Annotated in this window: 13 protein-coding genes; 6 read left to right on the top strand and 7 right to left on the bottom strand. The window is 40.9% G+C overall.

Features of this window, described 5'->3' with window-relative positions; genetic code table 11:
- On the top strand, positions 1-531 hold a 531-nt coding region (locus RM049_RS15325; protein WP_322704791.1), incomplete at its 5' end, for an ABC transporter permease.
- Positions 532-596: 65 nt separating this feature from the next.
- On the opposite strand, the gene RM049_RS15320 is transcribed toward RM049_RS15325, so the two are convergent.
- From RM049_RS15320 to RM049_RS15290, 7 genes are all read right to left on the bottom strand, one after another.
- Positions 597-773 carry a hypothetical protein gene (locus RM049_RS15320; protein WP_322704790.1) on the bottom strand — a complete coding sequence of 59 codons (177 nt, stop codon included), beginning with the start codon at positions 771-773 and terminating at the stop codon, positions 597-599.
- Positions 774-999: 226 nt separating this feature from the next.
- Entirely contained in the window at positions 1,000-3,099 is a 2,100-nt protein-coding gene (locus tag RM049_RS15315) for an acylase (RefSeq protein WP_322704789.1), read from the bottom strand.
- 160 nt (positions 3,100-3,259) lie between these two features.
- Positions 3,260-4,903, bottom strand: coding sequence for a hypothetical protein (locus RM049_RS15310; protein ID WP_322704788.1), 1,644 nt, complete (start codon positions 4,901-4,903; stop codon positions 3,260-3,262).
- A 124-nt stretch (positions 4,904-5,027) separates the two neighbouring features.
- On the bottom strand, positions 5,028-5,834 hold the full coding sequence (locus RM049_RS15305; RefSeq protein WP_322704787.1) for a thioesterase II family protein: 807 nt from the start codon (positions 5,832-5,834) through the stop codon (positions 5,028-5,030).
- Positions 5,835-5,931: 97 nt separating this feature from the next.
- Entirely contained in the window at positions 5,932-6,159 is a 228-nt protein-coding gene (locus tag RM049_RS15300; RefSeq protein ID WP_322704786.1) for an MbtH family protein, read from the bottom strand.
- A gap of 168 nt (positions 6,160-6,327) precedes the next feature.
- On the bottom strand, positions 6,328-6,534 hold the full coding sequence (locus RM049_RS15295; protein WP_322704785.1) for a hypothetical protein: 207 nt from the start codon (positions 6,532-6,534) through the stop codon (positions 6,328-6,330).
- Between the two features lie 287 nt (positions 6,535-6,821).
- Entirely contained in the window at positions 6,822-7,544 is a 723-nt protein-coding gene (locus RM049_RS15290) for a VOC family protein (protein ID WP_322704784.1), read from the bottom strand.
- A 357-nt stretch (positions 7,545-7,901) separates the two neighbouring features.
- Between RM049_RS15290 and RM049_RS15285 the strand changes: the two genes are divergently transcribed.
- The 5 genes from RM049_RS15285 (at position 7,902) to RM049_RS15265 (ending at position 26,114) form a co-directional block, all read left to right on the top strand.
- On the top strand, positions 7,902-8,150 hold the full coding sequence (locus tag RM049_RS15285; protein WP_322704783.1) for a hypothetical protein: 249 nt from the start codon (positions 7,902-7,904) through the stop codon (positions 8,148-8,150).
- Positions 8,151-8,447: 297 nt separating this feature from the next.
- On the top strand, positions 8,448-9,443 hold the full coding sequence (locus RM049_RS15280; protein ID WP_322704782.1) for a DUF3102 domain-containing protein: 996 nt from the start codon (positions 8,448-8,450) through the stop codon (positions 9,441-9,443).
- A gap of 490 nt (positions 9,444-9,933) precedes the next feature.
- Entirely contained in the window at positions 9,934-15,339 is a 5,406-nt protein-coding gene (locus tag RM049_RS15275; protein WP_322704781.1) for a non-ribosomal peptide synthetase, read from the top strand.
- On the top strand, positions 15,332-20,209 hold the full coding sequence (locus tag RM049_RS15270) for a type I polyketide synthase (RefSeq protein ID WP_322704780.1): 4,878 nt from the start codon (positions 15,332-15,334) through the stop codon (positions 20,207-20,209). Before RM049_RS15275 ends, RM049_RS15270 begins: the two co-directional genes overlap by 8 nt.
- On the top strand, positions 20,202-26,114 hold the full coding sequence (locus RM049_RS15265) for a polyketide synthase (RefSeq protein ID WP_322704779.1): 5,913 nt from the start codon (positions 20,202-20,204) through the stop codon (positions 26,112-26,114). Before RM049_RS15270 ends, RM049_RS15265 begins: the two co-directional genes overlap by 8 nt.
- Positions 26,115-26,117: the final 3 nt, after the last annotated feature.

Genomic DNA, 26,117 nt, shown 5'->3' with positions numbered 1-26,117 from the left:
GTCAAGATTACAGGAGTTCTACTCTTCTCTAGTAAGTTTTACCACACTAGATTTTTAGTTACGGGGATAGTAGTTAGCGGTATTTTACGCGTCCAACCTTGGTACGAGCCTCAGTATCTCATTCCCCTTTTGGGTATGGTATTGGGTAATGCCCTCACGGGTACATCTTTGAGTTTAGATCGGTTTATGGAAGACTTGACCAATCGGCGCTTTGAAATAGAAGCGCTACTGACTCTTGGCGCAACCCGTTGGGAAGCTGCACATCAAACTATAAAAGAAGCCCTCAGAACAGGAATGATTCCTACTATTAACTCAATGATGGTGATGGGATTAGTTAGCTTACCAGGAATGATGACTGGTCAAATTCTCGCTGGGGCTAGTCCTAATGATGCCATACGCTACCAGATTGTGATTATTTTTGCACAGGCATCAGGAACAGCGATCGCAACAATCGGCGTTGTTATCCTAGCTTTTCTGGCTCTGTTTAATCGAAATCATCAGTTTACACATTTGTTAAGTAAGCTTGGTTAGCTGGATTTTTTATTTCCTTCAGAAAAATGGAGATAAAATGTATCAGGCTTAACTCGCAGTTTTTGTTAAGGAGCGATCGCTAATTCTGCCCCCATTGGTAATGGTGTCCAAATTTTTGGATCGCTCCGAAATAGAGTCAGTTCCAGACTGGATAAGAATTTGGGATATTTTCGCGCTCTCGCAGAGCAAGCACTCAAGTATAACCCTGTTTTGTCACTCTCGGAAAACAATAATCTCAGCAAGATTCTGAAACTTTGATTCAATCAAGCTTTGAGCCTTTGTTTTCTAACAGTAACTAAAATTTATAACCAGAAACTTAAAACTAAAGCTCCGAAAGGCTTTCAGCGATAGGCTTCTCCCAAACTGACAAAACAGGGATAAAGCTAGTCAGACTCTGGGTTCGGTAACTCGCTCACGAATTACGAATTACGAATTACGTCAGTCCTCCTAATCGGCGTTGACGTGATTTCAAAAAGCCTGACGTTCTTCTAAATGGGCTAAAATATCAGAGCGCTTATGCCAAGCTGGACGCAACTTTTGATTAGCGAACATCTGTAACTGATCACCAATATGGGGCGAACCGGGTTGGGTAGCATTGCCATAACTGTTAAGTACCATTGCCCGCACTGGCTGAGAAAATTCTACCGCCGCCACAAAAGAATCTCCACCGACAGACTTAAAACTTTCATTTGACTGTGGTGAAAACCAGAGGCTGCGGAAGATACCGAGATGATCTGGACCACCATTGGCAGGTAAATTTATACCACCATAATCTAGCTTAAAAACCTCTCCCCATGCTACATCTAGCTTTCCATAGGTCTTTTGTACTTGATCTGCTGCTGCTTGTAGTTTAGCCACTGCTTCTTGAGGATTAGCTAAACCGTCAGGTGTAGTGCGCGGTTTGTTTTCACTCCAAGGTATACTAAATACCTTGTGTAAATCTATTTGTTGTACCCAAGTTGCAAATAGTACCGCACCCTTGCTATTGGCATTTGCTTTTTTGTCCCAATTTTCTAACACATTAGCTGCATCTTTTGCTAATTCACTTCCATTTTTTCGGGCTAGGGGGATTAAATCATCCAAGATGCGGTCTGCTAGTTCCATACGGGTTGAGTGTTTGTATCCCACCATCTCATCAAAAGTGATTTTTTCATCCTCAAAGAGCATTCTGGCAGAACGCTGCGCCCGGAAATCCATAAAACGTGGTGCCATGTAAGGTGGGTATTTATCTGCTTTGATAGCAGTTGGAAATGTGGTTGTCCAGGGTGGGTCATTAGCATTTTGTAACCAGCCACTTTTTGGGTCAACGATACGCGGTAAATCTTGATAAGGGTGAATTTTTGTCCATAAGGTGTCAGAAGTGTTACCTGGGATAATACCTTGCCAGTATTGAAAGTCACCTTTTTTTCTAATGGGAACTTGACCGTTGAACAGGTGCATAATATGCCCATATTTATCTGCATATATGACCGTAAACATCGGTAGTTGCAAGCGTTTGAGTGCAGCTTCAAACTGGGAAAGGTTTTTTGCCCGTGCCATATCCCACCATTCTTCGAGTACATAAGGCCTATCAAGACCAACCACCCGCAACGCCACAGCTTGATTACCTGTTTGTGATATAACAGGTCCGTGAACAGAATGTTTGACGACTAAGGGTTCTGTTTTCAGAGTGCCGTCTTTTTGTTTGACTTTTAATGAAAGGGTTGTTGTCTCAAACGGTAAGACTTTGCCATCGAAGCGATAACCATTATCAGCTAAGTTGAGTTTGTAAGCATCCCAGCCGTCGTGAGTGTTAACAGTATGAGTCCAGCCTAAATTATTATTGAAGGCGATCGCTAACACGGGAATGCCCACAAGTGCAGCTCCATAGGCATCAAACCCTGGAGCAGTGATTTGCGCTTCATACCATAAAAATAAGTCTGACCAAGGCAAATGGGGATTTGCCAACAACATGGCCTTACCACTGGCAGAACGTTTAGGTGCGATCGCCCAACCATTAGATCCTGCTTTTGATTCCTGCTGTTTAATACCTCCAATCGTTTCTGGGTTAACAACAAAAGTAAAATGCAGAACTCGATGTAGATGAGCCAGCACATCTTCTGCTTTGACTGGCAATACCACTTTTACTTCATCATCAATTAATTCGCCATGCTCCTGAGCATAAGCATTGATTCCAGCAGCAAAAGCATCCAGATAATTACGAAAAGCTGGACTTTGTAATTTGTACCAAGAACGAGCGCGATCGGGGACTCCCATAGTCAGTACCCAACGATCTGACTCTAAATATTTTTCTCCCCAGTATTGGGCAGCCCGTCCTCGTGCCTGACCATAAAGACGTAAAACCAGATTACCGTGACTTTGCATTTGCGCCCAACCAAATGCTTGGAATGCACTTTGGGTATCCTTACCAAAAATATGGGGTACGCCATAAGTATCCCAAAGTATTTCAGTGGATGTCGCTAGTATCGCTCCATTCTGGAGTACCACAACTAAGGCAAAGATCAAACCGAGTATAAACGGTAAAATACGGAATACTTTTCTTGTAAAAACTCTCACTAAATAGCGCATATTTTAGTTTTTGAATTAATAAAGAGAATGTAAATAGCCTCTAATAATGATTTAAGCTTGCTATATTAATATCATAGTTATAAGAAACAAGTTTAAAATTCAAATATCATGTTTTAGGTAATAAAATCTTGGTCAATTATGTTGATATTTAGTATTTTTATTATTGTCTCTTAACTATAATTCGTTCAACAATATTTTCCGGCAGTTTATAAAAACTAGCAATCTCACTAATAGTAGCAACTCCTAGCTCAAACATATTCCTAATCTCCAAAATTTGCTTATTATTAAGGATTTTTCCATCCAAATTATCTAGATTTGTACCAGATGTCTCTGGCTGACCAAACTCATAAATTCGTAACCCTTCTTTATATGGAAGTGTGCCTTGTATATATGCACACTCAACCCAAATCAATGCTTCTTCACTACGATTCTTGCCTACAGGACAAAGACGGTAATGCCTTCTTCTGTGGTAACTACTAAACTGCCTTTTAGATTCAGTACTACTGACGACTTCTGATTGTTGAAAGTTATCAACTTTACTTATCTCATCACTCGAAAAAACTCCTGTTCGACAACTACGCTTACCACATATTTTAACTAGTGAATATCCCTGCTTATCTATTTTGAAAAGTGCTTTACTCCTTGTATTGGCATCATCTGATTCTAATTCTTTACGCAAATTATTGGGAATAAATCCAGGTATTTGTTCTGAAATTTCTTCAGTTAACCGATAATTAGTTGTGTAAAATATAGCATTGATAACTAACTTTAAAATTTTTAATATAAACTTATAACACTTATGATCATGAAATTCTTCAAATTCATAGAATAAAAAATCGTTCAAGAATTCTATATTAAAATCAACATCAATTTTATCAAGTAAATTATTCTCCTCTAGATAATGAAATATGGCTTTTTTATGAGAGGCAGAAGTATCTATTATCTCCCAGTCTAAAGCTTCTCCAATCGTTGTATCTGGATTAATTAAAGGAATTTTTACAGAAAGTGCTTCGGTCGGATATTCTAGCCAATTATCACTCAAAACTGGAAATTCTGGAGAACCAATTAATGCTAATTCAAAACCACCACTAGCTATTTCTTTTACATATACCCCCTCCAAGTAATATTTATTTATTCGCTTAGTTTTTGTGGACAACGAATACAAAAATTCACTGTTAACCACATGTCCCAGTTCTAACTCTAAGTCTTTTTGCAAACCAAAATGTAAATAAAAAGCTGGATATGGCAGTTTGACATCGCGTAAAGGAATGTTTTCTATATTTGTATTCTTAAAGGACTCTAATAAACATTGAGGAAAATCAAAAATATTTTTGCCTAAGTTATAAAAATTTACAAAAGCTAATGCCAACTTCAATTCATGGAGAATGTTGGCTTTCCAAGTGTTGATCACAGGTGAATATTCATCATCAATTATCTCTGTACCTAAAGATTCTGGATTGAGAGCTTGATTTGTCACTTCTGTGAAAGTCTTTTTCACATATTTTGCATAAGTTGTATTACCAGGAGTGTCGCATACTATCTCAGTAAAGAATTCATAAAAATCAGTTTGCAATGTACTAGTATGAAATATCTCTGCTGAAGGTAAAACAGTAAAATCTACTAGTTGATCAGCATATATTTTTTGATATTTATTGACAAATTTAGGTAAATACCTGCGAACTAGAGCATACCGATAAGGAAAATACTTTTGTTGTCTTTGAAATCCCTTAAGAGTCTTAGAATCTATTCCCAATAATGAAGAGGCACTCATATGCAATCCTAATTGACAAACTTCTTGTACCAACAATATTCAATATCGCTTAACCCCTAAACGGAAGTTAAAAATTTGTAAAGGTATGCTTTCAAAGTATTGTATTTGGTTGATTAAAACAGAATTAAGGAATCATAATTCAGTATGAATTGGAATCCTACTGTCGGCTGTCTATTTTACTGGTAATTTGCTGTAGTTCTTGAGAAAGTGACTGTAGTAAGAGTGATTGGGCTGAGTGTAAAAAGAAATGATCGCCCTTGAACATCTGTACTGAGAATGCAGCATTTGTCTGTTCGCGCCAAGCTTGAAGTTCATCACAATTGACCTCTCGATCCTGTAAGCCACCAAAAGCAGTAATAGGACAATCAAGTGGTGGCTCGGTAGTATATACATAGGTTTCTAGAACTTCAAAGTCTGCTCGTAAAATTGGGACAAGAAGTTGCATTAATTCGGCATTTTCCAGCAGTGCTTCGGGAGTACCATTGAGACGGCGTAGTTCTTCTATGAACTCAGGTTCACTGAGAGCATGGATAGGTGGATCTGGATCGGGAATTTGTGGAGCGCGGCGGCCGGAAACAAACATGTGTACTGGTTTAAGATTGTACTGTTTGCGGAGTAAACGGGCTAGCTCAAAACTAACAACTGCTCCCATGCTGTGACCAAAGAAGGCAAATGGCTTATTTAAATGTGGAAGCAAGGCGGGAGCAAATTGATTCCTTATCAGAGCTTGGGCGATCGCACCGACAAGAGGTTTTAGCCGCGAAAATGGGGCTGACTTCATCTGGGTTCCTCGTCCAGGAAGTTCAATAGAGCAAACTTCCACAGTTTTAGGTAGACTCTCAGCCCATGTGCGAAAAATGATAGAACTACCACCTGCATAGGGAAAGCAGAATAAACGCACTGAAGCATGAGGATTAGGTTTGGTATATGTTAGCCAGGAGTTAAATGTTTGTGCAGTTGTCATACTTTCATGTCGGATTTCTGTTGCTCTGGTCAAGAGTCCAGAGTTTTTTGATCTTTGACTCTTGACCTTGGACAACCTTTACGAAAAATCAAATGTGTTATGATTTACCTCCAGCAGCTTCTTCCATTTTCTTGCAAAGGCTAAGTGGTCTCATATCAGTCCAAACTTCTTTGATGTAATCTAGACATTCTTGTTTAAAACCACTTTTGCCAGCATCCTTCCAGCCGAGTGCGTTTTCTCTGTCAGCAGGCCAAATGGAATACTGTTCTTCATGATTGACTACAACTTTGTAAATTGTTGTGTCTTCTTTGTCGTCTTGGTACATAATTTATCTCCGTGGTATTTAATTGGCTATGTTTTCTAAGATTTGATTTCTGCAAGCCGCACACGTGACTTTTAGTCATGGGTTAGGCGCTCCATATTGTCGTATAATATACAAATAGCAAAAACCTTTTCTATTCCGAACCACGACAATTGAAAATATGGGGTTCTACTAGGAATGTAGTGAGTTATCATTACAACCTCTGGTAGGTAAAATTTTCAAAGTACTGAGATCAGTTAACTCTCTATTACTTTCGACTTCCTTACCCTCAACTGATTGGTTTTCTCTTTTTGCATTTTCAGCACACTCAGTCCACTGACTGAACTCACGTAATTTTTTCAAAGAGTAAGCTTTGCAATATTTTCCCATTGTTGCCATAGTAATACCTCAGTTCACATTCTTTTCGCCAGTGATGTTATCGAACAGAATTCAGGAGTCAGGAGTCAGAATTCAGAAGTCAGAAGTCAGAATGAATTCTATATGACTGGCGTCTGAATAATCGGCGTTTTTGCACCCCCACCAAATTTTCAATTTGGTGGTCAACAAGAAAGTCGCGGGTCTGAATCCCCGACTGATAGCGCCGACGGCAAGCGAGTCTGCGTTCGCGCTAGCGTTAGAGAGCGTCTTGATTCTGACTTCTGAATTCTTCTTCAACAGGCTATGTTTTAATATTTCAACAAAATTGGCAGAATTGGTCGTGCATCGAGATTTTTTTCTCTGATACCCTCGTCAAAGGTCAACTCTAGTAGTGGAGATTCCCCTTGTTCAATAGCGACAGCACTATGTGTACTAAGCAGAGACATAGCATCAGTCAAATGTTTGTCGCTATTAATTGTGATTTTTACGCTCGTTAGTTTTTTTACACCCAAGGGATGAGAAATTAACTTCTGATGCGCTGTTAATGATGGATCAAGCCAAGCTGTTAGAGCAATACTGTCAGGAATCATAAAGCAAAAAGGTTCTTCCTGATTTACAAGATTTTCTGCTGCAAAACTAATAGACATCTGCGTAGGCGTAGCCCAACCTAGGCATCGCATCCACTCCTCAGACAAGTATAAAGGTGAATGAGATACCAAGCTACCATGATTAAACTTCCTACGTAGACCGACACCAAAGGGTGATGCTTTTGTATGCTGCCCATGAAGACGACTTAGCGTATGAACGCCTGTGTGTACAGACTGTTGTTCAACTAAATGTTTATCTTCTATCCAAATTAACTCAAGATAGGTATTTTCAAAAAAAATTATTTTTGAGGCTGTTCCTTGTTTAAAATGTTGTACCACCTGATTAGAGCAGTGAAGACCAAGTTTTTGAAGAACTGAGATGCTTTCAGCGTCTTTGGTCGTACAGACAAAAATGTGATCTACTTCTAGAAAAAAATCATCCACGCTTACCTGGGGTGACGTTGTTTGCATAGCAACTAATTCTCAGCTTTGATTTTTCTTGCTGGACTCAAATCTAGACTCTAGCTAGATAAAGAGATTTGCCTTGCTCAGGAACCCATGTGTGGAAAGTTAACTCTTAGTATCTAAAAGTTATGCCTTAGAAACTATTTTGGCTAAACTCTATTTACCTGTACTAAAACAAGTGAAGTTGTTGGAAGTGTAATAGATTACTTCTTCCACAGGTGTTGTGCCACTAGTTAGGAATATTACTTAAGTTGAACTATGCATAATTTTGGTATTAGAAGCTAGTTTTTACTTTTTGTCATTGTCAATAAAGTTAATTCACTAGATTCAAAAGTTTTGCAAACTAAAAAAGAATCAGGGTTTGTGCCCATGTTTGGAAAACTGGCAATCATCAGTGGTTGCGATAGCGCAAAGCACCCGCAATATGCGATCGCTCCTCAGTCAATCCATAACAAAGTTAGCCAACAGGTAGATTCTAAGGTGATTTTAGAGGATTGTATTCCCCATCCCAAATCAAGGGCTGGTAAGACCTTTGGAAAACTTTTTGATCTGCTGAATTTACTTAATAACAAAGATTATCATTAAGTTTAGAAAATATCAAGCAACTTACTTCATTCTTCTCCTTCTTGAGCGTGATTATTATTCTTGTTATGAAAAACTATGCCCACAAGGGGAATGGGGAGCAGAGCTATAGGGCACAGAGGAAAGACTTACTGCCTTATACCTCTGCATCTTATGCACTTGCGCTATGGCGCTTTCAATAAATTTATTTCTATATTTAGACGTATTGACAAAAAACATTTAAATTTAACTTTTCACGGATGATAATCAATTCATAATTAACTATGATAAATTTTGTGTACAAAATAGTTTAGATAAATTGTGAGCAAGTTAAAAAAACAGAGCGAAGTAGTCACAGGCTTCGACTATGAAAATTTGGATTCTGAACAGCGAATTGTTGTTCAGCAACGAACAGGAGAAATTAAGGAGCGCTTACGACGTTCCGCACAGGATATTTGGGAAATTGGTCAGAAGCTGACTGACGTGCGTTCTCGGCTCAAACACGGACAGTTTGAGACTTGGCTGAAAGCTGAGTTTGGTTGGAGCCGACGGACAGCTTACAATTTTATCAACGTTTATGAAACATTGGCTGAACGTGCAAATTTTGCACAAATAGATATTGCCACGTCTGCGCTCTATCTTTTGGCAGCACCATCAACTCCACAAAACGTCCGCGAGGAATTTCTACAACGTGCTCAGGAAGGCGAAACCATAACTCATAAGAGTATTCGTCAAGTAATTGAGGACGAGAAATCACAGTCTATCTCTACTCCTGCTTTGCCTGAGCCATCACAACCACTCACTTCTAAGAAGCCGGAAATCCTGGCTATCATTCCCAAGGAGCCGATTAATGTTGAAACACCAGCTTTAGAGGTGACTATAGCAACGTCATCCTCAGTCTCGCCTGTTGTTGTGAATCCTAATGAAATTCAGTCAAGTTGGTTTTTACTAGAAAAGCAACATTTTGTCTTCTGTGGTGATACAGCTTCACCACAATTCATCGAGCGCATACCCTTTGCGGCTCTTGCCATTGCTATTACCTCCGATGACTGGGATCATGATTGGTTAATTGAACGGGCGAAGACTGTGATTATCTTTCCAGAATCAGATTTAAAGGAGCAGCTGATTGAACAGCTAATCAAGATGTTTTCGGCATCTGGGGACATAGTGATTTTTCCCTGGCTACCAAGTAGGGATATGATAGAAATGGCTCATCAGCTAAATAGGCGAGTATTTGCGGGAGATCCCAGCATTGAGCGTTGTCGTCAAGCGATCGCACAGTCCCGATTAAAATCTGAGCCATTAGACTATCCTTAGACTACGGAATTTCATCTTCAGCTAAAATCAGGTCGTTGAAAGCCGCAGACTGTTTCCAGCCGTTGGCATCTATCAAAAGTTATAGAATATTTTGGTAATAGTCTAAAATGACACATCTTTTAAATATTGATAATTATTCCCTATTAATTACAGGATTGCCAAATACCACAATCCCTAGTAATGTAAGAAAGTCTAAATGAAAATAACTAGCAATATAGAAGCTTACACGGCTGACTTACTAATTTTGCCCTGTCTTCCATAGAGCAATTGAGGTTTGTTCAAGAGTTTTCCCAATTGAATTAAATAATTCTGTAAAAACGCCACTTTGAGTAAGAAAGAGGTCTGTCTGTTTAAGGTTTGCTGTATTTAAGTGGATTTTTAAACTAAGATACCCACAATAACTGACTCCAACCCTTGTTCAGCCAGGATTGAGTGTGAGATTAATTTTGCCACTATTGTTTGCCTGTATCTGATTAACTAAGGCATTATAATGACCCAAATTATCAATAAATTTCAACAAATTCCCCCTCAGTATGCGACTATCATTGATATTCTGCGCGATCGCAGTTTCACGATGCCGCACAAACAAGCTTTTACTTTCCTTGAAGATGGAGAGACTCAGGAATTAACCCTGACTTACCATGAATTGGATCGGCGTAGTCGGGCTGTAGCAGCTCAACTCCAAGCTCTTGGTTTGAGTGGAGAACGTGCCATATTACTGTATCCTTCTGGACTGGATTACCTAATAGCATTTTTTGGTTGTCTATATGCTGGGGTAGTGGCGGTTCCAGCTTATCCGCCTCGCAATCAGCGTAAAACGCCCAGAATACAAGCTATTAGCATAGATGCACAGGCAAGTATTGCTCTCACCACAACAGCAATGCTCCCCACATTACAATCAATACTCACACCACAAACAAAGCAGGGAAATTTTCACTGGTTGACAACTGACAACATCGCCCAAGGTATAGAAGATTCTTGGCAACAACCAGCAATCAATGGGGATACCCTAGCTTTTCTGCAATACACATCGGGTTCTACAGGCACACCAAAGGGAGTCATGCTCAGTCATGGCAACCTGCTGCACAATGCCGCTGTAACTTACCAACTCATGGAACATTCACCCAGCAGCAAGTTTGTATCCTGGCTGCCTGTTTACCATGATATGGGGTTGATTGGTGGGATTCTGCAACCTTTATATGGTGCTTTTCCTTGTATCTTAATGTCGCCAGCATCTTTCCTACAACGACCTTACCGCTGGTTGCAAGCAATTTCCCGCTATAAAGGCACAACGAGTGGTGGCCCCAACTTTGCCTATGAACAATGTGTTCAAAGGATTAGTCAAGAACAAAAAGAAACTCTTGACTTGAGTAGTTGGAGTGTCGCGTTTAACGGTGCTGAACCAGTCCGACAAGATACTCTTGAGCTATTTGCAACTACCTTTGCTGAGTGTGGCTTTCGTGCAGAAGCATTCTACCCCTGTTACGGCATGGCGGAAGCAACTTTGATAGTTTCTGGTGGGAGCAAAAAAGCAGTAGCTCAAGTAAAAACTGTAGAAAAATCTGCACTTTCACAGAACCAGATAGTCGAAGCAATTACCCAGAGTCAAGATATCCAAAGCTTTGTCAGTTGCGGTCAAACTATTCCTCAACAACAGATTGTTATTGTTAATCCTGAAACATTAACATGCTGTCCATCAGACGAAGTTGGCGAAATCTGGGTATCTGGACTGAGTGTAGGTCAGGGTTATTGGAATCGAACAGAAGAAACAGAGCAAACATTCCACGCCTATCTGAAAGATACACGAGAGGGACCGTTTTTACGGACTGGTGACTTAGGCTTTTTGGAGAATGGTGAGCTTTTCATTACAGGTAGAGCAAAAGATTTAATTATTATTCGCGGTCGCAATCTTTACCCGCAAGATATCGAATTAACCGCCCAAGGCAGTCATTCATCCTTACGTACTGGTGCTAATGCAGCATTTACAGTAGAGGTTAACAACGAAGAAAGGCTCGTAGTTGTACAAGAATTAGAGTTTCGCGCCAAGCCAAATTTAGCAGAAGTAGCTAGTGCAATTCGGCAAGCTATTACTGAAGAACATGAAGTACAAGTTTATGGTGTAGTTTTAATTAAACCAGGTAGTATACCTAAAACTTCCAGTGGTAAAATTCAACGTCGTGCAACTCGCGCTCAATTTCAAAATGGCGAACTGAATGTAGTTGAAAGTGATATTCTCAAGATTAGTGATATTGCCAGAAACGAAACTCAATTACAACGTTCTGAACTTTTGGCGCTTTCCCCAAGGGAGTGTCAACCAGTTTTAGAATCATATCTGATTGAACTCTTGGGGCGAGTACTTTCAATTGCAACAGATGATATTAATCCACAAGAACCATTAAGCACACTCGGACTAGACTCTTTAAAAGTATTTGAGTTGAAAAATCGGATTGAGGTTGATTTAGAGGTAGAAATATCCGTAGCAGACTTTTTTGAAGGGATGAATATGCTCGCGCTAGCTACAAAGACCCTGGCTCAACTGACAACAGACGCAATACCTTCAATATCCTTTAATCAACAAGAGAAAAACACATCTATTTATCCTCTATCCTTTGCCCAGCAGGGATTATGGTTTATCAATCAGCTAAATCCCGATAGTCCTACATATAATATTCCTATAGTTATTAACTTCAAAGGTTGTATTAACTTAACAGCTTTACAAGATAGTCTCAACGAAATTATTAGACGACACGAAGTATTACGCACAAGTTTTACAGTGTCAGATAAACAACCTATTCAAGTTATCAATCAAGCTGTACCTTTAACTTTAGCGGTTGAAGATTTGCGTGTACTATCAGAAAATGAGTGTACCCAAGAAGCACAACGTTTAGCTACAGAGTTCGCACAGCAGCCATTTGACTTATCTTGTCAATCGCTTTTGCGTGCTAAAGTTTTAAAATTAAATGATAAAAGTTATCAATTATTTGTCACTCTGCATCATATAATTGCAGATGGTTGGTCTATTGGTATTCTAATTAAAGAACTAGCTGCACTATATGAAGCATTCTCTACGGGGAAACTGTCGCCACTCCTGGAATTACCTATTCAGTATGGAGATTTTGCCAATTGGCAGCGAAAATGGCTTGATGGCGAGAGCGGTACGCGGACGCTAGGCGATCGCATTCAACCAAAACTTACCTATTGGAAACAAAAGTTAGGCGGTGAGCTACCTGTACTGAATTTACCAACAGACAGGCCGCGTAGAAGCTTTGCTTCTTGTCATCAGACATCGCCAGTTCAAACCTTCAACGGCGCTCAAGCAAAATTAGTTCTTTCCCAAACTCTGACAAAAGAGCTAAAGAATTTAAGCCGTCATTCGGGAGTAACTCTGTTTATGACCTTGCTTACAGCCTTCAAAACCTTGCTGTATCGCTATACAGGTCAAACTGATATTTTAGTAGGTTCGCCAATCGCCAATCGTAACAGAGCAGAAGTTGAATCATTAATAGGATTTTTTGTCAATGTTTTAGTACTGCGTACAGACCTATCTGGCGACCTCAGTTTTCAGGAGTTACTAGCGCGGGTAAAGTCAACAGCTTTAGAAGCATACATTCATCAAGACTTACCTTTTGAGAAGCTAGTAGAAGAACTACAGCCAAATAGAGACTTGAGTTACAATCCACTTTTTCAAGTGATGTTCGTTCTCCAAAATATTCCAAAACCCAATCTAAGCCTGTCAGATGTAGCAATTACTTATGAAGAGGGTTACAACGGGACATCAAAGTTTGATTTGACATTATTTATGGAGGATTCCGACCAAGGGTTAATTGCAACTTGCGAGTACAATACGGATTTGTTTAATGCAGATACAGTTACTCGGATGTTGGGACACTTCCAGACTTTATTGGGAAGCATAGTTAGCGATCCCGAACAACGAATTACAGATTTGCAATTACTGACGCCATCGGAAATCCAACAGTTATTAGTTGAGTGGAATAATACCAAAACAGAGTACCCGCAAGACAAGTGCATTCATCAATTGTTTGAAGAACAGGTAGAGAAAACACCAGATGCAGTAGCAGTCGTCTTTGAAGACCAACAATTAACCTATCAGGAATTAAACAATCGGGCAAATCAACTAGGGCATTATTTGCGATCGCTGGGAGTAAAACCAGAGGTATTGGTGGGGATTTGTATAGAGCGATCGCCCTTAATGGTAGTTGCAGTGTTAGGTATTTTAAAAGCTGGCGGAGCTTACTTACCTTTAGATCCTGCACATCCCAAAGAGCGTTTAGCCTTCATTTTAGAAGACACTCAAAGTCCAGTACTGCTAACTCAGCAGAGGTTGATAGAGAAATTGCAAACTGATAACACTAAGGTAATTTGTCTAGATTCAAACTGGAAAAAAATTGCTCAAGAATCTTCAGAAAACCCTGTTTGCAAGACAGATGCCGCTAACCTAGCGTATGTTATCTATACTTCTGGCTCCACTGGGAAACCTAAAGGAACATTAATTCCTCATCAGGGATTACTTAACTACTTAAGTTGGGCTACTCAAGCATATACAGTTGAGCAAGGCAAAGGAACTACCGTTCACTCTTCTCTGGCCTTTGACTTAACTATCACAAGTCTGTTCACACCATTACTGGTTGGGCGTCAGGTAGAACTTATTCCCGAAGACCAAAGCATCGAATCTTTGGGAAATGCACTTCGTCAAGAGTCAAACTTGAGTCTCGTTAAAATCACACCAGCTGAACTCTTATTACTCTCTGGGCAATTATCGTCAAAAGAAGTAGCAGGTATAACTAGAGCTTTCATCATCGGAGGAGAAAACCTCTTGACAGAGAGCATCAGCTTCTGGAAGGCATTTGCACCTGACACGATGTTGGTAAATGAATATGGCCCAACAGAAACTGTGGTGGGGTGTTGTATTTATCGAGTACCACAGGATGAAATTGAGTCAAGTTCAGTTCCTATTGGTCAACCGATCGCTAACACTCAGCTACACGTATTAGACCAATGTTACCAGCCAGTGCCGATTGGAGTTCTAGGCGAATTATATATTGGCGGTGCTGGTTTAGCGCGAGGTTATCTGAATCGACCAGAACTTACGGCTGTTAAATTTATTCCCCATCTCTTTAGTCACGAACCGGGAGCGCGATTGTATAAAACTGGGGACTTGGCTCGTTATCGTTCGGATGGGAATTTAGAATTTTTGGGGCGTATCGATCATCAAGTAAAGGTGCGTGGTTATCGTATTGAACTCGGAGAAATTGAGGGTTTACTGGGGCAACATCCAAAAATTCAAGAAGCAGTTGTGTTGATGCGGGAATATATACCAAAGAATCAGAGTTTGGTGGCTTATTTTGTGACCAACACTGACACTGAGATAACGCCTACCACTAGTGAGTTGCGGAATTTTCTCAAAGAACAACTACCAGAATATATGTTGCCGTCAGTGTTCGTACAGCTAAAGGCGCTGCCGTTAACAACGAATGGCAAAGTAGATCGTCGAGCATTACCAGTGCCAGATGGCGATCGCCCGGAGTTAGAAGCGGTTTTTGTGGCTCCTCGTTCTGAGATGGAAAGGGCGATCGCTGCTGTTTGGCAAGAAGTGCTAAATCTAGAGAAAGTGGGTGTTAATGACAGCTTTTTTGACCTTGGTGGTCATTCATTATTAATGGTTCAAGTCAATAGCAGATTACAAGAAGTTTTACAACGGAATTTATCAGTTGTCACCATGTTTCAGAATCCAACTATCAATTCCTTAGCCCAGTATTTAAGTCAAAACCAACAACTTTCTTTTACAGTCACACGCGATCGCGCGAATAAGCAAATTGAGGCTATCAAGCGCCAAAAGCAACAATTGAGTAAGCAAGGTAAAAATATTTATGGTTAACGCTACACATAATGATGCTCTAGAAGCTATAGCCATTATTGGTATGGCAGGGCGTTTTCCCGATGCTAAAAATATTGAAGAGTTTTGGCAGAATTTACAATCTGGTGTAGAGTCAATTTCTATTTTCACGAATGAAGAGGTAATATCTGATGGGATTGACCCTAATATATTAAGCGATCGCAATTATATAAAAGCCAGTGCCATATTAAAAGATATAGATTTATTTGACGCTTCATTTTTTAGTTTTAATCCCAAAGAAGCAGAAATTACTGACCCCCAACACCGGATTTTTTTAGAGTGTGCTTTGGAAGCATTGGAAAATGCTGGCTACGATTCTAATAGATGTGACAATCGCATTGGAGTTTATGCTGGTGCTAGCCTCAATAACTATTATTCATTAGATTTAAACCGCGATCGCCTGGGTTCAGCCCAATGCTATCAAACAGTAATTGGTAACGATAAAGATTTCCTTACAACTCGTGTTTCTTATAAATTAAATCTTACCGGCCCAAGCATTACAGTCCAAACAGCTTGCTCCACCTCATTAGTTGCAACCACACTCGCTTGTCAAAGTTTGTTAAATTATCAATGTGATATGGCTTTGGCTGGTGGGGTTTCTATCCACGTACCCCAAAAAACGGGTTATCTGTACGAACCCGGAGGTACATTATCGCCTGATGGTCACTGTCGTGCTTTTGATGCTAAAGCGCAGGGAACAACTATTGGTAATGGTGTAGGAATTGTTGTCCTGAAGCGATTGAGCGATGCTTTAGCAGATGGTGATTGCATCCATGCTGTAATTAAAGGTTCAGCTATTAATAACGATGGCTCTGGTAAAGTTGGCTACACAGCGCCTAGCGTGAATGGTCAAGCAGCAGTGATTGCTGAAGCGATGATGCTGGCGGGAGTTGAGCCTGAGACAATCAGCTATATTGAAGCTCATGGTACTGGTACAGCTTTAGGCGATCCCATTGAAATTGCCGCACTATCTGAAGTATTTCGTAGTAGTACCAACAAAAAAGGCTTTTGTGCGATCGCTTCAGTGAAGACAAACATCGGTCATTTAGACGCAGCATCTGGTATTGCGGGACTGATTAAAACAGTTCTAGCCCTGAAACATCAGCAAATACCACCCAGCTTAAATTTTGAGCAACCCAATCCCCAAATTGATTTTGCCAACAGCCCTTTTTATGTGAATACAACCCTCACAGAATGGAAAGCGGGAAGTACCCTTCGTCGTGCTGGTGTGAGTTCTTTGGGTATTGGTGGGACAAATGCTCATGTGATTCTAGAAGAAGCGCCAGTGCTGGAACAGTCTAGCCCTTCTCGCCCCTGGCAGTTGTTAGTACTTTCTGCCAAAACTGACTCAGCTTTGGAAACTGCAACAGAAAATCTGGCTAATCACCTCCAGCGACATCCCGATGTAAACTTAGCGGATGTTGCCCATACCCTGCAAGTGGGGCGGGCTGAATTTAATCATCGTCGTGTGCTGGTGTGCAAAGATATCGAGGATGCAACCAGCGCCTTGCAGTTACGAGATCCGCAAAGAATTTTCACTCGCTTAGTTGAAAATGGCGTTCACGTTGGCGCAGCCTCTCGCAGAGAAGTGACTCCGCAGGAGTATCGCCCCATCGTCTTCATGTTCCCCGGACAGGGCGCTCAGTATGTGGATATGGGCCAAGAACTTTACCAAACTGAGCCGATTTTTCAAGAACAAGTTGATTTGTGTTGTAAATTGCTGCAACCTAATTTGGGGTTGGATTTGCGTTCACTAATTTATCCCAACGAGTCTGAGTCAAAAGTCGCAGCCGAAAAACTGCAACAAACTGACATCACTCAACCAGCATTGTTTGTCATAGAATACGCTTTGGCTCAATTGTGGATATCGTGGGGGATTTCTCCCCAGGCGATGATAGGGCACAGTATCGGAGAATATGTCGCTGCCTGTTTAGCTGGTGTAATGTCTGTTGAAGATGCTTTAAGGCTGGTAGCTGCTCGTGGGCGACTGATGCAACAACTTCCATCTGGTGCGATGCTCTCTGTCCCCCTGCCAGAAGCGGAAGTTAGAGATTTACTGAATGAAAATTTATCCTTAGCTGCTAGTAATGCACCAGATTTGTGTGTAGTATCGGGAACTGATGAGGCTATAAATACGTTGCAAAACCAGCTTCAAGGGATAGAATGTCGGCGTTTGCATACCTCCCACGCTTTTCACTCTCCGATGATGGAACCCATCTTGGAGGCATTTGAGAAGGAAGTCTGTAAAGTCAGACTACATCCCCCGAAAATTTCCTTTATTTCCAACGTTACAGGCACTTGGATTACGGCAGAGCAAGCCACAGATCCAAATTATTGGGCGAAACATTTACGCTCCTGTGTTCGCTTCTCGGGAGGAATCTCTGCATTACTACAAGAGCCAAATCGCATCCTGCTAGAGGTTGGGTCTGGACATACTTTATCTACCTTTGCCAAAAAGCATTCAGAAGCGATCGCATTATCTTCATTACGACATCCTCAAGAAAAACATTCAGATGTAGCGTTTTTATTGAACACATTAGGCAAGCTCTGGCTATCTGGAGTAAATGTGGATTGGTCGGGATTTTATGCTCATGAGCGCCGTCATCGTCTTCCCTTACCGACATATCCCTTCGAGCGCCAGCGTTACTGGATTCATGACCAAAAACCAGCCGCAACTGTCAAGACAAGTGTACAGAAGCCTGTCACCTCTCTACCAGGTAAAAAGTTAGATATTGCTAACTGGTTCTACGTCCCATCATGGAAACGCTCTCCACTACCCGAAAAGCCCAAGAGTGAAAAATCGGTTTTGGCCTGCACTCTGGTATTTACCGATGAGTGCGGATTGGGTGAAGAATTAGTGAAACGATTGAAACTGGAAGGTCGAGATGCGATCACACTCAGCGTTGGATCACAGTTGAGAAAACTAAGCGATCGCCACTACACTTTAAATCCTCAACAACGGGATGACTATGATACTTTGTTAAAGGAACTCATAGCACAGAACAAGTTTCCAAACACAATTGTGCATTTATGGAATGTTACACCTGTTGATAATGCACAATTAAACCCAGCAGTAGTAGACAAAGTACAAGATTTGGGGTTCGATAGCCTATTATTTCTTGCTCAAGTACTTGGAAAACACAACCTTACCGAGCAACTGCATATAGCAGTCATCTCCAACAACATGCAGGAAGTGACAGGTGAAGAAGTACTCTGTCCAGAAAAGGCAACCATCATTGGGCCTGTTAAAGTTATTCCACAAGAATACCCCGAAATCAGTTGTCGAACCATTGATGTGGTGATTCCCTCGTTAGTAAAAACTTGGCAAGGTGAGAAACTTATAGACCAACTTTTGAATGAGCTAGAAGCTCAATCTTCAGACTTAGTTATCGCCTATCGGGGAAATCATCGCTGGGTGCAGCACTTTGAACCTATCTCTTTGGATAAACATAGTGCAAAAACAACAATACTAAAGGAAAAAGGAGTCTATTTAATAACAGGTGGACTAGGAGGAATTGGACTTACACTAGCAAAATATTTAGCAAAGACAGTACAAGCAAAACTGTTGCTTGTAGGACGTTCAGAGTTTCCAGAACGAAACAAGTGGACTGAGTGGCTAAGTCATCACGACGAGCAAGACAGCACCAGCGACAAGATTCTCAAAGTACAGGAACTTGAAAAACTGGGTGCAGAAGTTTTGGTGGTGAGTGCTGATGTCGCCAATCACGAACAAATGCTTTGGGCGATTCAAAAGGCGCAGCAACACTTTGGCAACTTTAACGGTGTAATCCACGCTGCTGGGGTTCCCGGAGGTGGCGTGATTCAGCGAAAAACACCAGAAAAGACGGCAAGTATCCTAGCCCCTAAAGTCAAAGGAACACTAGTTCTCAATAGTATTTTTCAGTATACTCAATTAGATTTCTTTGTGCTGTGTTCTTCTATGACTGCTATTCAAGCGGAATTCGGACAGGTAGATTATGCCAGTGCCAATGCTTTTCTTGATGCTTTTGCTCACTATAAGACTAATCGAGATGGTGTATTCACCGTATCTATCAACTGGTCTGCTTGGCAAGAAGTGGGCATGGCTGCATATGCAGTGAAGCATTCTGCCCAAACCCTAAATATTTCCAAACCACAATTTCAAGTAGTGAACAATCCTTTATTCGGCGAATCTCAAGATTTGGTGAGTACACAAGTGGTTGTAGAAAACAAAATCAGTCACCAACAAACAGTCACCTCAGTTTTTGCTGACAATGAACTCAATAAACAACTTGCTATATCTGCCAACGCATATCAAAGACAGTTACTTCAAGAAGGATTATTACCAGCAGAGGGAGTAGAAGCGTTTGGTCGCATTCTTGCGAATAGATTTCCCCAGGTTATAGTATCGACCCATGATTTGATTCCGCTCAAAATGAATTGGGCTGATGGTTCACCAAATTTTTCAGAAGTTATAGATAAACACAACATCTCTAAACCAAAGCATCCAAGGCCACAACTGAGCAATTCCTATATTGTCCCTAGAAATGAAATTGAGCAAAAGATTGCTGTTATTTGGCAAGAACTCATTGGGACAGAACAAGTAGGTGTTTACGACAACTTTTTCGAGTTGGGCGGTGATTCACTGCTCATGGTGCAAGTGCGGAGTCGGCTACAAGCAGCTTTTAATTGTAATATTTCAACAGCTGAATTATTTGAATATCCCACCATTAGTACCTTATCAAAATATTTCAGCAGGCAAAAGAATGATCAACCAGCTTTTGAGCTAGCCCAGGAACGTGCCAAGAAGCAAGATATGGCAATTGCCGAAGAAATTCAGCTGATGAAGCAAAGAAGGAGAGTATATGAATAATAAATTAAAAGGCATAGCTATTATTGGCATGGCTGGTCAGTTTCCTGGAGCTAAAAACGTAGCTCAGTTTTGGCAAAACTTGTGTGATGGTGTCGAGTCGATTTCATACTTTAGTGATGAAGAGTTGTTAGCTTCAGGTGTAGATCCAGCTTTTTTGCACGATCGTAATTATGTGAAAGCAGGGTTTGTGCTAGAAGATATTGAGATGTTTGACGCTGCATTTTTTGGCTTTTCTCCTAGAGAAGCAGAACTTCTCGATCCTCAGCAGCGAGTTTTTTTGGAATGTGCTTGGGAAGCATTGGAAAATGCTGGTTATAACCCAAAAGCAGACAATAACTTAACCGGTTTATATGCTGGGGGAAACTTAAGTACTTACTTGTTCAACAACCTTGCTTCACACCCTGACCTGCTGCAATCGCTAAATCTGCAAATTACCCTTGGCAATGATAAAGACTTTATACCTACACGAGTGTCCTACAAATTGAATTTGAAAGGGCCAAGTGTAAATGTTGGTACTGCTTGTTCTACTTCTTTAGTAGCTGTTCATTTTGCGTGTCGAGGATTATTGAGTTACCAATGTGATATGGCACTGGCTGGAGGTGTTGCCATCCAAACTCCCCAAATAGAAGGTTACTTTTATCAAGCTGGTGGTATGGCTTCTGCTGATGCTCACACTCGTGCCTTTGATGCCAAAGCTACTGGTGGCCCTTTTGGTAGAGGGGCAGGTATTGTTGTTCTGAAGAGATTAGAAGATGCCGTAGCAGATGGCGACTATATTTATGGAGTAATTAAAGGTTCAGCTATTAATAATGATGGTGCAGTGAAAGTCAGCTACACAGCACCAAGTGTTGCAGGTCAAGCAGAAGTGATTGCTCAAGCTCAAGCGATCGCCTCCTTTGATCCTGATACTATTACTTACATTGAAACTCATGGCACTGGTACAGCCTTGGGCGATCCAATCGAAATTCGAGCGCTAGATAAAGTGTTTCGTGCCGGAACCAGTAAGAAGGGTTTTTGTGCGATCGGTTCGGTCAAACCCAATATTAGCCATTTGAATACTGCTGCTGGAGTGACGAGCTTAATTAAAACAGCTTTGGCTCTAAAGCATCAACAAATACCACCCAGCTTGTATTTTGAAGAACCCAATCCCGAAATAGACTTTGCCAACAGCCCTTTTTACGTTAATACCCAACTATCTGCATGGCAAACAAACGGCACACCACGCCGCGCTGGGGTTAGTTCTTTTGGTCTTGGAGGGACTAATGCTCATGTTGTTTTAGAAGAAGCCCCTGGAGGGGAGCAGGGGAGCAGAGGGGCAGGGGAGCAGGGGAGAAAGTCTCAATTGCTGGTACTTTCTGCCAAAACAGATTCAGCTTTAGAGACAGCAACTACAAATTTGGTTAATCACCTGCAACAGCACCCAGAACTTAACCTTGCAGATGTCGCTTATACATTGCAAGTCGGGCGACATGGTTTGAGCCATCGGCGGACAGTTGTTTGTCAAGATACTCAAGATGCGATCGCAGCCCTCCAAAATCCCAAACGAGTCCTCACTAGCACTCAGGACATGAATGAGCGCCCAGTAGCCTTTATGTTTACTGGTTTGGGAACTCATTATGTCAACATGGGTTCTGAATTATACCAATCAGAACCAACTTTTCGCGAACAGATCGATCGCTGTTGCTCTTTATTTGAACCTCTGTTGGGTCTTAATCTCAAAGAAGTTATTTATCCTACTTCTTCCGCCAAGCAAGAAGCAACCAAAGAAAAATCGGGTATCGATTTACGCCAAATGCTTGGTCGCGATTCCCAATCACCAGATCCCGCCGCCCAAAAATTAAATCAAACCTATCTCACTCAGCCAGCACTGTTTGCCATTGAGTATGCTTTAGCTCAATTATGGATATCCTGGGGCATTCGTCCAGTAGCAATGATTGGTTACAGCATCGGTGAATATACGGCTGCGACTCTAGCAGGAGTATTGTCTCTAGAAGATGCAATTACTCTTGTTGCCAAAAGAGCGCAAATGATTCAAGAATTGCCAGGGGGAGCAATGCTAGCAGTTCCCTTAACAGAAGAAGAAGTGCAACCTTTCTTGAATGAAAACCTTTCCTTGTCAGCAGTCAATGGCTCATTCCAATGTGTACTTGCGGGAACTACACAGGCTGTAGAGGAATTGGCAGGTGAGTTGAGTGCTAAGGGGTTAGCCTGTCGGCAATTGCAGACTTCCCATGCCTTTCATTCTTACATGATGTCAGCGATCGCAGACTCTTTCACCGAACTAGTGCAAACTATCAGTCTTAAACCACCCCAAATTCCTTATCTGTCAAACGTCACCGGAACTTGGATTACAGCAGAGCAAGCTACAAATTCAAGCTACTGGACACAGCATCTGTGCCAACCCGTGCGCTTTGCTGATGGAGTAAATAACTTGTGGACAAAACACAGTCCAATTTTATTAGAGGTGGGGCCAGGACAAACCTTAAGCAGTTTAGCAATGCAATGTTTAGATAATGTTCCTGATGATAATAAAACAATATTATCCTCACTGCGCTATGCTTATGAGCGAGAGTCAGATGTTGCTTTTATCCTCAACACATTAGGACAACTATGGCTTGAGGGAATCAAGATAGATTGGTCAGGATTTTATGCCCATGAGCGCCGATATCGCCTTCCCTTGCCAACATATCCCTTTGAGCGACAAAGATATTGGATTGAACCACAAAAATTATCTCCAGCACAAACAAATTTTCAGCCCAAGTTAACAACATCAGAGCTTTGGAAATCTTTGGTAGAAGCGGGTCAACTCCAAGCTAGCATAGGGGCTTTGGAATTTGACGAGCAAATTTATCAAGAGAAAAGAGAATGGTTAGATCGTTTATGCACTGCTTACATTAACCTTGCCTTAAGACGTTTAGGAGCTTTTAACAATCCCTCCAAAAAGTATTCTTTGCAAGAATTGTTTGAGCAATGTCAGATTATTCCTCGCTATCAAGAATTGTTGGGTCGATGGTTGGAAATATTGGTAGAGCAAGGTCAGTTACATCAAGAAGAAGGGACGTTTGCTAACCTAATGCCACTTTCAACAGATGCTGTGAATGAGCTTTCAGCAGAGGTGAGAGCCAGATGGACAGACATACTACAACAAATCGATTTACTTCAACTTTATGGCGAAAATATGGTAGCCATATTAACTGGTGAAAAAGAACCTTTGGAATTGAATGTTTCTATCTTTGTAAAGGAAAGAGAATTTTCAATTCAAAGCTCGCCTTCACATAATTACTACAACTCTATCATGCAGGTCTGCATGAAACAGGTGGTCGAATCATTATCATCAGAAGTCAATCTGAGGCTGTTAGAAATTGGTGCTGGAAGTGGTACTGTTACATCACAATTGTTACCTTTATTACCGTCAAAACAAACCAATTACACTTTTACTGACATAGGCGGTTTTTTCCTGAACGCAGCTCAGAATAAATTTAGCGATTATCCATTTATCCAATATAGGTTGCTAGACATAGAGCAATCTCCAATTGAACAAGGATACGAGAGCCATAGCTTTGATGTAGTAGTAGCTTACAATGTCCTACACATAGCTCAAAATATAGGAGAAACTCTTGATCGTGTTCGTTCTTTATTGGCTCCTGGAGGTTTACTCCTGCTTTGGGAGATAACTCAAGGCAGATTGGAAGCTGACTTAATAGATGGTTTGCTTATGAATCCGATCAAGGATGAAAAAAGCACCCGAAACATGGGTAATCCTTTCATCTCAAAGGATAAGTGGCAAGAAAAACTCAAATCTCATGGTTTTGTTGAAGTAGCAGCTTTCTCTGAATTTGAAGCTTTCAGGGAACATGTTATTGTCGCTCAAGCATCTTCGCCAGCAACGCACAAAACACCAGCAGCATTTACAGCCTTGCTTAATGAACAAGAAGAAGTTTCATTTGGCAAAAAGCCCAACATTGCTGACTGGTTCTACATCCCTTCATGGAAACGTTCGCTACCACCACAGTCAAATGGTCAGGTGAAACAACCTGAATGCTGGTTGATATTTGTTGATGAGTATGGATTAGGCGCTCAAATCGTGAAGCGACTCGAACTTGAAGGTCATGATGTGATTACTGTCACTATTGGAGAGCAATTTGCCAGCAAAAACGAATCTTCCCAGAAGCCTCTGGGCAAGCGTGCATATAAAATAGCGCCTCAACAACAGGATGATTACAACACCCTTCTTAAAGAACTCCACACCCAAGACTTAATACCACAAAGAATTATTCATCTGTGGAGTGTAACCCAGTCAGAATTTGCAGATTATAACACAGCAGAAGGATTCCAAAGTTTGTTATTGTTGACACAATCGCTAGAAAAACAGAACTTTATTAATGAGTTACAGATTGCAGTTATCTCCAACAATATGCAAGCAGTAACCGGAGTCGAAAATCTCTGCCCAGAAAAAGCAACCCTTCTTGGACTTGTTAAGGTCATCCCACAAGAATATTCAAATATAAAATGTTGTAGCATTGATATTGCTATTCCCTCAGCAGGAAGTTGGCAAGAAGAGAAATTTGTAGAACAACTACTGACAGAACTTAAAGCCAATTCCTCTGATTCAGTTATTGCTTACCGTGGTTTGGAACGTTGGGTGCAAACCTTTGAGTCTGTCCAATTAGATGCAAACGCCTCGGATGCACCCAGATTAAGAGAAAAAGGAGTCTACTTAATTACTGGTGGGCTTGAAGACATAGGACTTGTAATAGCTGAACATCTAGCAAAGACAGTACAGGCAAAACTGCTGATTTTAGAAGCTGAAGATTTTCCCAACCGACCGGATTGGTCAGAGTGGCTGACAACTCACGATGAGCAAGATAACATCAGTCGCAAAATTCGGAAAGTGCAAGAACTGGAGAATCTGGGCGCAAAAGTCTTAATCAAGAGTGCTGATGTAGTAAATGTAGCACAAATGCAAAGTGCGATACGCGAAGCGTCAAGCCTCTGGCTTATCGCTCAAACACAAGAACAGTTTGGTCAACTCAACGGGGTGTTTCATACAGTCAAGATAGCTCTAGAAAATTCATTTTTTCCTATTACAGAGATAGACTCGACACAGTGTAAACAACAATTTCAACAAAAGCAACAGGGACTCTTAGTATTAGAAAAGGTTTTGCAGTCTCAAAAGCTTGATTTCTGTCTATTAATGTCTTCATTAACCTCAGTTTTAGGCGGATTAGGCTCTGTTACCAACTCAGCAGCAAGTCTGTTTATGGATGCTTTCGCTTACCAGCATAATCAGATAAATCCTATTCCTTGGATGAGCATTAACTGGGATACATGGCGATTTGCAGGAGACAATTCACAAATACCTGCTAATACAAGTTTGGCTGAATTCGCCATCGAATCTTTAGAAGGTATTAATGCCCTTGAACAGATTCTTTTATGGAGTCAATATCATCAAATAGTTGTCTCAACTGGTAATTTACAATCTAGAATTGACCAATGGATTATATTAAAGCCTTTACAACAAAAAACTACTGCCAAAAAAGTTAATTTATCTTCTCGTCACTCTAGACCAAACTTAAAAAATGCATACATTGCTCCTAGTAATGATGTAGAGCAAAAACTAGTTGAAGTTTTTCAAGAGTTACTGGGTATAGAGCCAGTAGGTATTCATGACAGCTTTTTTGCTTTAGGGGGAGACTCTTTGACGGGAACTGTACTTATTTCTCAGCTTCGCAAAACTTTTCAAATAGAACTACCTGTTCGTTCTCTTTTTGAAGCTCCCACTATTGATGAATTAGCTTTGGTGATTGAAGAAATTCTCATAGAAGAGTTAGAACAATTATCTAGAAACGAAGCAAGTGTAACTGGAGAGATTAACAAAGCTCTTGATGTGCAATTGTCAAACTAGATC

The sequence above is a fragment of the Nostoc sp. DedQUE04 genome (genome assembly GCF_034530995.1).
Classification (GTDB): domain Bacteria; phylum Cyanobacteriota; class Cyanobacteriia; order Cyanobacteriales; family Nostocaceae; genus Nostoc.
The sequence above is the reverse complement of the archived record's forward strand: the minus strand, read 5'-3'. Positions and strand labels throughout refer to the sequence as shown.